Annotated in this window: 10 protein-coding genes and 1 tRNA gene; 8 read left to right on the top strand and 3 right to left on the bottom strand. The window is 36.1% G+C overall.

What is annotated here, in order from left to right; all coding sequences use genetic code 11:
• Positions 1-76: transfer RNA gene (locus ACK1JC_RS11470), tRNA-Lys, on the top strand.
• Between the two features lie 304 nt (positions 77-380).
• Here ACK1JC_RS11470 and ACK1JC_RS11465 read toward each other — a convergent pair.
• Positions 381-974 (bottom strand): hypothetical protein, encoded by a 594-nt coding sequence (locus ACK1JC_RS11465; protein ID WP_409512006.1) that lies wholly within the window; start codon positions 972-974, stop codon positions 381-383.
• 375 nt (positions 975-1,349) lie between these two features.
• Between ACK1JC_RS11465 and ACK1JC_RS11460 the strand changes: the two genes are divergently transcribed.
• On the top strand, positions 1,350-1,604 hold the full coding sequence (locus tag ACK1JC_RS11460) for a PspC domain-containing protein (protein WP_409512005.1): 255 nt from the start codon (positions 1,350-1,352) through the stop codon (positions 1,602-1,604).
• 109 nt (positions 1,605-1,713) lie between these two features.
• Here the strand turns inward: ACK1JC_RS11460 and ACK1JC_RS11455 are convergent, their stop codons facing one another.
• A complete protein-coding gene (locus ACK1JC_RS11455) occupies positions 1,714-2,811 on the bottom strand; it encodes an HPP family protein (protein ID WP_409512004.1) in 1,098 nt (365 codons plus the stop codon).
• A 719-nt stretch (positions 2,812-3,530) separates the two neighbouring features.
• Here ACK1JC_RS11455 and glyQ point away from each other — a divergent pair.
• From glyQ to ACK1JC_RS11425, 6 genes are all read left to right on the top strand, one after another.
• Positions 3,531-4,508 (top strand): glycine--tRNA ligase subunit alpha, encoded by a 978-nt coding sequence (gene glyQ / locus ACK1JC_RS11450; RefSeq protein WP_409512003.1) that lies wholly within the window; start codon positions 3,531-3,533, stop codon positions 4,506-4,508.
• Positions 4,508-6,577 (top strand): glycine--tRNA ligase subunit beta, encoded by a 2,070-nt coding sequence (glyS, locus tag ACK1JC_RS11445; RefSeq protein ID WP_409512002.1) that lies wholly within the window; start codon positions 4,508-4,510, stop codon positions 6,575-6,577. The genes glyQ and glyS overlap by 1 nt, the downstream gene beginning before the upstream one ends.
• Before the next feature lie 80 nt (positions 6,578-6,657).
• Complete coding sequence (locus ACK1JC_RS11440; RefSeq protein ID WP_409512001.1) at positions 6,658-7,131, top strand: hypothetical protein; 474 nt, start codon at positions 6,658-6,660, stop codon at positions 7,129-7,131.
• A gap of 144 nt (positions 7,132-7,275) precedes the next feature.
• Positions 7,276-8,238: a hypothetical protein gene (locus ACK1JC_RS11435; RefSeq protein WP_409512000.1), complete on the top strand. Its 963-nt coding sequence runs from the start codon at positions 7,276-7,278 to the stop codon at positions 8,236-8,238.
• Between the two features lie 113 nt (positions 8,239-8,351).
• The gene (locus ACK1JC_RS11430) at positions 8,352-8,735 is read left to right on the top strand and encodes a hypothetical protein (RefSeq protein ID WP_409511999.1); all 384 of its coding nucleotides are present in this window, start codon (positions 8,352-8,354) and stop codon (positions 8,733-8,735) included.
• Between the two features lie 127 nt (positions 8,736-8,862).
• Positions 8,863-9,477: a hypothetical protein gene (locus ACK1JC_RS11425; protein ID WP_409511998.1), complete on the top strand. Its 615-nt coding sequence runs from the start codon at positions 8,863-8,865 to the stop codon at positions 9,475-9,477.
• A gap of 60 nt (positions 9,478-9,537) precedes the next feature.
• Here the strand turns inward: ACK1JC_RS11425 and ACK1JC_RS11420 are convergent, their stop codons facing one another.
• Complete coding sequence (locus tag ACK1JC_RS11420) at positions 9,538-9,957, bottom strand: hypothetical protein (RefSeq protein WP_409511997.1); 420 nt, start codon at positions 9,955-9,957, stop codon at positions 9,538-9,540.
• Positions 9,958-10,000: the final 43 nt, after the last annotated feature.

Below are 10,000 nucleotides of genomic sequence, written 5' to 3'. Positions count from 1 at the left end.
GGGTCGTTAGCTCAGCTGGTAGAGCAGCGGACTTTTAATCCGTTGGTCCCGCGTTCGAATCGCGGACGACCCACCATTTATTCCCCTCTTCAAGATTATTTCTGAACTTCTTTATTCTGCGTTTCTTCAACAAAACCAAATCTAAATTCATTTTAATTAGACAATCCATACTAAATTCAATGGACTCACTTTTTCAAATTTTTACTTTTTATCATACTCACTTAAAATGTTGTTACACCCATTCGTATTCAGAATTGGTAGAGTCTTGACTATTAATAATCATCGTTTCCAATCCTATAACAACCCATTGTATTTTTTTTTAATTATTTCTCTTCTTGCTTATTCCATTTTAGCTTCTAAGTGATTTTCGCATTTAGCCGTTAAAATTTCGTCATCACATAATTATGCTCAGGTGCATGATGTCCTTTCACTGAAAAATAATTCTTATTGGTCTTATCAACATTTAAAATTTTATCACGGTCTATAACCAAGTTTTGCTCATCATTAATGCTATAAAAAAATTGAATTCCTTCTATTCTTTTTACAATAATTTGATGATGTTCTTCATCATAATGCCATGTATTCTTTTTATAGTTACGATTGGCAAGCTCCTCATGGCTATCATTACTCACTCGCCCCTTATATACAAAAGTTCGATGTGCCGTACCATCAGGCAGCAAGTTAATAATAAATTCTGCTGATCCTTTTTCACAATGCGCAAATTTATCTTCACAATTAATTTCAGTATGATAACGCCCAACAAAAGGCATCGATACATTTGAAACCTGCGCTACATGATCATCCTCTAAAGCTTGTGTTACAGCAGGTCCTGCAGCTTCTGTCAATTTTTCCCCTTTATCATCTTGCTGTGTTTTTTCTTCTGTAATCTTTTTTTGAGGCTCGGTAGCTTCTGAAGCAACCTGAATATCCTCATGCATGCTTACGTCATCTTTTTGTTGGTTTGAACATGCCATAAGTAATACTGCAAAAATTGCTGTATTAGCGATACTCCAAACTGTTCTGTTTTTACATTTTCTGAAAATTTTATGCTTAATCAAAAGAATTCATACCTTTTACTTCAAACCCATACATCTAGATCTGTATATAGTAGTGATTATCCCACAGACTACCATTCACCTTTAGTGCCCTTTTACAAAAGTATAAAAATACACAACTACCTATTTCAACTCATCTCGCATTTTAAGGAACTCATTTAAATTATACTTACAGAGCAATAACAAAATAATTTTGCTCTAGACTTTAAGTCGAATAGATCATCCCCATATTTATAAATGAAGCAATATTTAAACTTTTGTTTCTCTCATTTTTTATTTTTAAAGGAGCCTCGAATGACCAATTCTGGTTTATACCGTTCTAACCGACACAATATGATCGCCGGTGTAATAGGCGGTATTGCTGAACGTTTTGGTTGGAATCCAACACTGTTACGTATCATCTTTGTGGTGGTTTCCCTAATGAGTGCAGCCTTTCCAGGCATTTTGGTTTACCTTGTATTATGGTTGCTCATGCCAAAGCAAACACAACGAATTGAAACTCCATACAACATGCGTACGGTGTCTGAAGAAAACAATTTTCATCGATAATACATTTATATAGATTTCTTACTTCATTTTTATACTGCGATCATTACCCCAATGTATCGCAGTTTTTTTTTGCCTTAGGTTTGACTTTAAATAGTAAACTTTTAAAGCTTTATTTTTTCAGCAATAACTGTTGCATAGCTGCAATCATATCGGCACGACTAATAATCCCAACGATCTTTTTACCATCAACCACAGGAATATAATTGAATGACCGCTCAACAAAATAAGGAATTAAATCCTGAATCGGTTGCTGAGGTTGTACCGTCACTACTTGCAGATTCATAATCTGTTTCACTAAATACTGCCATGATGTATGTACATCTGTTGAACCTTTAAACCACTCCACCACTTCATACAATGCAAGTGTGCCCACTAATTCATTGTCCACATTCACTACAGGCAAACTCATTAAATTGACCTGCTTAAACTTGTCTAATGCCGTATGAATGTCATCTTCAGCATGTAAAAAAATTACATCTTTACTCATAATGTCCTGACATAAATAATCACCGACCTGTCGAGCATTGGCATTTTCTTGTGCTTTTAGAATAATTTTCTGTAAGTCATATTCACTGATATCGAGTAATTCAGTCTGATCAGCAAGCGCATCTTTAATGTCCTGCGGTTGAATTGTGACTTTTTGGGTTGGCGTTGGATCTTTAGAACGCGTATTGATTTGCGCAACTTGAGGAAATTGCTTACCCAGCATTCGGTTATAAATTATCGCAACAATCAGCAGTAAAATTGAATTGAGTAACACAGGATAAAAAACAAATGCATAACCTAGTTGATGAATCGACTCACCTCCCATCACAGCAGTAATTGCCACAGCCCCACTTGGTGGATGTAAGGAATCTGTACTCATCATTAGAAAAATAGTCAGTGCAACAGCCAAACTAAAGGCAAGCGTCGGCTCTGCAATGAATAAGGCACAGCTAACACCAATGACTCCTGCAATGATATTACCTATTACAACATTCCACGGCTGTGCTAAGGGGCTAGCAGGAACTGCAAATAATAAGACCGATGATGCTCCCATTGGTGCGATATACCATGCATTAAACCCACCTAGCACGTGCCAACTGATTAATGAAGAAATAGCTAGACCGATGAGTGCACCTAATCCACATAACACGCGATCTTTAAAGGGTAAAACTTTAAAATTTGGTTTTAAAGTGTTTAACCAGTTTATTGTAAATTCAGACACAAATATCGAGCTCAGCCTTTCAAAATATTGCTAAATTATACGATAATGATAATTTAAAGGTATATTTATTTTATATCTTCTATTATTTAATTCTATTTTCCAAATGAAAAGCTCTCGAAGCCTTTATGATCAATCAAGTGATAGAGAACATGTCTAAATCCTCCGTCAGCTCATACCAAACCACCATTGTTGAATGATAAATCGTTTTAAATTTTGGATTAAATTTTATATTTTCACAAATTTTATTTAATTTACTGGCAGCATACTCAGGTTCAATTTTACCAAGAATCACTTCGTCGCAATAAAACTGTAAATATGCATAAATTACAATTTTATTAATTGGATATAGTAATCCAATTTCCTCAATAGATTGAGTAAAATATGTTTCTGCAATATCTACATCAGGCGAAAATTTCTAGCAATAACGAAACTAAAGTAATAATAGACTCTGTTTCAAAACCTTGCTCAAGTTTAAATACTGCCCAATTGAGATGCTCTTGCCCCCTTGGGTATGAATTAATTTTTTGCCAATAATTTCTAAATAATTCATCTATTTCTCATTTTATTTTAATCACATTATCATCATAACTTAGCCAAATATTTTGATTGAATTCTAACCTTTATGAAAAACAGTATAACTTGACCTATACCCTTTGCCACTCCCTCCCAAAATCCTTATACTGAGAACCAATTTTTCTAATACTTATAGTGGATGCTGCATGAGTCGCGCCATATCGCATATCGATACATTCCAAGGCTTAATTTTAGCCTTACAAAACTACTGGGCTGAACAAGGTTGTGTCATTTTACAACCTTACGATATGGAAATGGGTGCAGGGACATTCCACACTGCAACATTCTTACGTGCACTTGGCCCTGAAACTTGGAACGCAGCTTACGTTCAACCCTCACGCCGTCCGAAAGATGGTCGTTATGGCGAAAACCCAAACCGTTTACAGCACTACTACCAATTTCAAGTCGTCCTTAAACCAAACCCTGACAATATCCAACAGCTTTATCTTGACTCTCTCAAAGCGATTGGTATTGATACGCTTATTCACGATATTCGTTTTGTCGAAGACAACTGGGAATCTCCAACACTCGGTGCTTGGGGCTTAGGTTGGGAAGTTTGGCTTAACGGTATGGAAGTAACTCAGTTCACTTACTTCCAACAAGTGGGCGGTTTGGAATGCTACCCTGTGACAGGTGAAATCACTTACGGTCTTGAACGTTTGGCAATGTACCTTCAAGGCGTAGATTCAGTTTACGATCTTGTTTGGACAAAAGGTCAATTCGGTACTGTGACTTATGGCGATGTGTTCCATCAAAATGAAGTAGAACAATCGACTTATAACTTTGAATATGCCAACGTTGAAAAAATGTTTGAGCTTTTCGACTTTTACGAAGCTGAGGCGACACGCTTAATTGAAGCTAAACTTCCACTTCCAGCGTATGAGCAAGTCATTAAAGCATCACACTGCTTTAACTTGTTAGATGCTCGTGGTGCAATTTCTGTGACTGAACGTCAGCGATATATTTTACGTGTACGTACATTGTCACGCTCAATTGCACAAAGCTATGTAGATGCCCGTGCGAAGCTTGGCTTCCCAATGGCTGAACCTAAACTTCGTGATGAAGTATTGGCGCAATTAAAAGCACAAGTTGAAAGTGACGCAAAAGCTGAGGAGAATAAATAATGTCTAAACATACCGTTTTATTCGAACTTGGCTGTGAAGAACTTCCTCCAAAAAGCTTAAAAAAATTACGTGATGCCCTATTGGCAGAAACTATAAAAGGTCTAAAAGATGCAGGTTTGGCATTTGATTCAATTGAAGCTTATGCAGCACCACGTCGTTTGGCATTAAAAATTGTTAATGTTGATGGTGCACAAGCAGACACTCAAAAGCGTTTTGATGGTCCTGCCCTACAAGCTGCTTATGATGCAGAAGGCAAACCAACCAAAGCCTTAGAAGGCTTTATGCGTGGTCAAGGCATTACTGCGGATCAAGTATCAACTTTCCAAGCAGGTAAAGTTGAAAAAGTTTGTTATTTAAAAGATGTGAAAGGTCAAAGTCTTGACGCTTTACTTCCACAAATTTTACAAACAGCACTAGATAACTTACCAATCGCAAAACGTATGCGTTCTGCTGCAAGCCGTACTGAATTTGTTCGTCCGGTGAAATGGGTCGTCTTGTTAAAAGACAATGATGTGATTGATGCAACGATTCAGGATCATAAAGCGGGTAATCTGACCTATGGTCATCGTTTCCATGCCCCTGAAGCAATTTCATTAACAAATTCAGATGATTATTTACCGAAATTAAAAGCAGCACATGTCGTGGCTTCTTTTGAAGAGCGTCAAGCGATCATTGACCAACAAGTTAAAGCTTTGGCTGATGAAGTCAATGCGATTGCCATCGTTCCTGCCGACCTACGTGATGAAGTGACTGCATTGGTTGAATGGCCTGTTGCGTTACGTGCAAGCTTTGAAGAACGTTTCCTTGCAGTGCCTCAAGAAGCCTTGATCACCACGATGCAAGACAACCAGAAGTATTTCTGTTTGGTCAATGCAGCACATAAATTACAGCCTTATTTCATTACTGTTTCCAATATTGAGTCTAAAGATCCTGCTCAAATTATTGAAGGGAATGAGAAAGTTGTACGTCCTCGTTTATCAGATGCTGAATTCTTCTTCTTACAAGATCAAAAGCAACCGCTTGCTTCTCGTAAAGAAAAATTAGCCAATATGGTGTTCCAAGCTGAATTGGGTACGCTGTGGAATAAATCTGAACGTATTGCAAAATTAGCTGTGGCTTTAGCGCCAATCACAGGTGCAAACCCTGCCGATGCTGAAAAAGCTGCACTTCTTGCAAAATGTGACTTAACCTCTGAGTTGGTGGGTGAATTCCCTGAACTTCAAGGGATTGCAGGGACTTATTACGCACGCCTTGAAGGTGAAAACGTTGAAGTTTCAGAAGCCTTAGGTGAGCAATATTTACCTAAATTTGCAGGTGATGTTTTACCGCAAACTAAGACAGGTACAACCATTGCCCTTGCTGATCGTTTAGATACATTGACAGGTATTTTTGGTATTGGTCAAGCACCGACAGGTTCGAAAGATCCGTTTGCACTGCGCCGTTCTGCAATTGGTATTTTGCGCCTTGTGACTGAAAATAATCTTGATGTTTCGATTGAAGAACTCATCAAACTTGCTTTAGCTGCTTATGGCGATGTATTAAAAGATCACGGCAAGACTTTGGCAGATGCTGTGGCATTCCTTGAAGGTCGTTACCGTGCCAAGTATGAAGATCAAGGCGTTGCTGTTGATGTGATTCAAGCAGTTCAAGCACTTTCTCCTAAATCTCCGTTAGATTTTGATAAGCGTGTAAATGCGGTCAATCATTTCCGTAACTTGCCTGAAGCTGCTGCTCTTGCTGCTGCCAATAAGCGTGTTGCAAATATCTTGGCGAAAGAAGCTGAACCTACTGGTGAAATCGTTGAATCTAAACTGGTTGAAGATGCTGAAAAAGCGCTTTATACCGAGATTCAAAATGTACTGCCTGTAGTTCAACCACTTTTGGATGCAAAAGATTACACTGAAGCACTTTCTAAACTTGCAGCTTTACGTGCACCAATTGATGCTTTCTTTGAAGGTGTCATGGTGATGGCAGAAGATGCTGAATTAAAAGCGAACCGCTTACGCATACTCGCGCAGTTGCGTGGTTTGTTTACGGCTGTTGCGGATATTTCGGTGTTACAGCACTAAGCTAAATATTTGAAATAAAAATAAACCCCTGCTTAAATAAGTGGGGTTTTATTTTTATTTCTAGAATACATAATACCAAAATGAATACAACAACCCCCAAAAGCCCTTATAGCATTGATCTCAAACTTATTCTAATTCATTTTTTATTGTTGATTAGCAGTTACTTAATTTACAAAAACTTTGCCTACACCCCTGAAAAAAAAGATATGAGTGGAATTTTTTTCATGCTCATTTCCATCTTAGGTGGAATTGTAGGATTAATTGTATTAGCGGTTAGTTTGCCCCGTTTAGATCGTACAGTTCGAAACTTATCTATGTATAAGTTCTTTTTAGCACTTCTCTATTGGGTTTCAAGCACAGTTATTTTTATCTTTTTTGGAATCAGCAGATTTTTCTATAACAATCCTTTAGTCCTTTTTGTTTTTGTACTGATTTTCTATAGTAGTATTTATTTCTCAGTCGTACGTATTGCCGATATGCGTAAAAAAGATTGGCTAGTTTTGGGTGGGATTTTTGGTGCTTTTGTACTTTTATTCTTTTTACCAAAGATTTAGAAAATTAAGTAGTTTAAATTTTCTTAGATAGTTACGTTGTTTTTACAACTGTTACGGATCTTTCAGTTTTACAGCACTAAGCTAAATATTTGAAATAAAATGAGAACCCTGCTTAAAAAAGTGGGTTTTTTTATTGAAAGAATTATGAAAAAATTAGAAGCAACACTTATTAATCTATTTATGTGGGGCGAATTATTCTCAACTCAAGGAGTTCTTGACACTACAATTATACAATGTGAAGGTTTTGTATTTGAATTTAGACAACAAGACATCAAATTAAAGCAAAGTGAACATATTAATAAAACTATTTTAACTACCATAGTTACAGTTCGTGATATTACAGAAGAGCAAATTCCTCAAATTTTAGAAATTATTGATGATATATGTTGGTTACTTTCTTTTGCGCAACAAGCACCTATTTGTCGTCATAGTTATAAGATTGACAATCTAGAAATAGAATCAAGAAACTGTATAAGCTTCATTATAAATTCACCTGCTTACATCATTGAAAATAGAGGTAAATCTATTCGAAGTTTTATAGAACAAGTTTATCCAACCTATAAAGAATTAAAAAATCCTAGAGAATTAGAAGTAGTATTTGGCTATCTAATAGAAATAAATAAACCTAATCTTGCGATGGAAACAAAACTGATAATTTCTTATGTACTGATGGAGCATCTAAAAAGAACGTATGCTGAAATTATTGGATATATAAAAACTGACACTCAATTTAAGCATCCACAATATCCAGATTTAAAAACCCAACCTCACGATATTGAAAATTATGAGTCTCTAAAAGATAAAGGTAATACTTATTATCGTCATAAAAAATTTGGAAAATGTGGTTCAACAGAAATGATTAAGCGAACCTTTGAAGGGGCAAGAATTACTCGTACAAAAACAAAATCTATTATTGATAAAAGAAATACAATGATTCACGAAGGGCTTCTTTTACCTTTTGGCGATCCTAAATATACCAATCAAGCATTTATAGATTTTCAGGAAGTAAATGACTTATTCCGCGAATATTTACTGAGTATTCTAAATTACCAAGGCGAATATTATTTAAGCAATGATCGTTTTTCTTGTTCAGTATGTCTTATATAAAATTATATTTATAATGCACAAATAACCTGAAACAATCTACAACCAAATAAATCTGAATCTTCTCATTGGATTCTATAAACTTAATTCATCAGATTCAGCCAAGACTAAAAGCAATGAATGCAAAAATCATCTTCTCTACTATTTTAACAACCCTTGCCCTCACCGCTTGCTCAATAACACCGACAGATCCTAATGCCCCTATTGTCATCGAACAACATAAAAACATCTCTGCTGAACCCTCAACAAAACATAACCTTGCACGTCTCATTAAGCAAAAAGACAACTGCGTAATAGAGTTTACAGGCAACTTTGAAACAGGCAAAGCCACAGAACATTGGATTTTTAAAGGTGATCAACTTATTTCCGCATTTTCAAATGTAGATGCCGACATTGAAAAAACACACACAATATTTGATATTCAAGATGCACATAAAATTAAAAATTTCAATGCACTGAAAAAGAACTTCAATGCTTCATCACTCGAAATCTGTAACTAATCTCCACAATACCTCAGTAAATCCGATTTACTGAGTAAGTTTCTATACATGCTTTTACCAACAGTGTACAACGATGCCTCATTTTGCAAGTATCATGTCACTATATAAAAGGAAGGTACATTTAATAATGCAGAAAATCAAAGTATTAGCGCTTAGTTTTACACTTTTTGGTACAACATCCATTTATGCACAAACCACTACTGAAAATAAAACTACACCATACGGTGACAACCCTAATATTTTTAAGGTGATTGCGAAAAAGACAGGTTCTGCTGTACAAAATACAGCTGAGAAAGTCGGAGAAGCAACGGAAAATGGTATCCGAAAAATCAAACCAAAATTTGATGAAACTATCAACAATACCAAAACATATACCGCAGAACAGGCGACCATTGCCAAAGAAAATACACAGAAAGGCATAGATACAGCAGTTAAAAAAGTGGAACAAACCACAGACCGTGTTTTAGGTCGAACTGAATATAACGTGCCCATTGAACAAGGCAGTTTAAGTCAGTCCAAAATACCCACAAAAACAGCTTATGAAGTGACTGCTGCCACTCCTACGACTACAGTTCTAACCCCTCTTACGCCTATAGCACAACCAACAACTGTGCAAAATACACAAGTAGAACCCGAGATCGTCAAACAATCCTTACCTATAGAAAATACGACAACCAAACAAACGGAAAATTCTTCAACCAAAGCATCGAATGAAGATGATACCAGTGGCGTTCCTCGCTAAAAATAATGTAAATATTCCTCATTTATTTCAAATGAGGAATCTGGATAAAATCCCAAAGGTTTAAAGCACAAACTCATGTTGGTTCAATGCTTTCATCAAACGATGCCCGACATAAAAGTGCAGTCCCGATAGCATGACAAATACAGCCATTCCAAGAGATGCACTATATTCAAAAAATGGATAAGCCCCTGAAGATAGGAAACAATAACTGAGCCACAATTGTACCAATGCCAATAAACATGCCACTGAAAATTGTAAAATTGAACGAACTTTGACAATAATACTGATAAAAAAGATGATCAATACTACAAGTCCAATCAGTAAGGGTAAAAATGAAAAGGCTTTATGTACATCTATTTGCGGATTCTGTGCTAAATACTGTTGTGCATAGATATCTAAACCAATAAAAGAAAAAGTCGCTAAAAAAATCAAAAGTTCAAAGACACCGAAAAACTTAAGTTGCTGTTGGGTTGTTTTCACGATGTAAAACTCCTCATTTTTATCTGTTTTGCTGGGTAGAATA

It is taken from the genome of Acinetobacter sp. TY2 (assembly GCF_046269225.1).
Classification (GTDB): Bacteria; Pseudomonadota; Gammaproteobacteria; order Pseudomonadales; family Moraxellaceae; genus Acinetobacter.
Note: the sequence above shows the minus strand (reverse complement) of the source record. Positions and strands in the feature narration are given on the sequence as shown.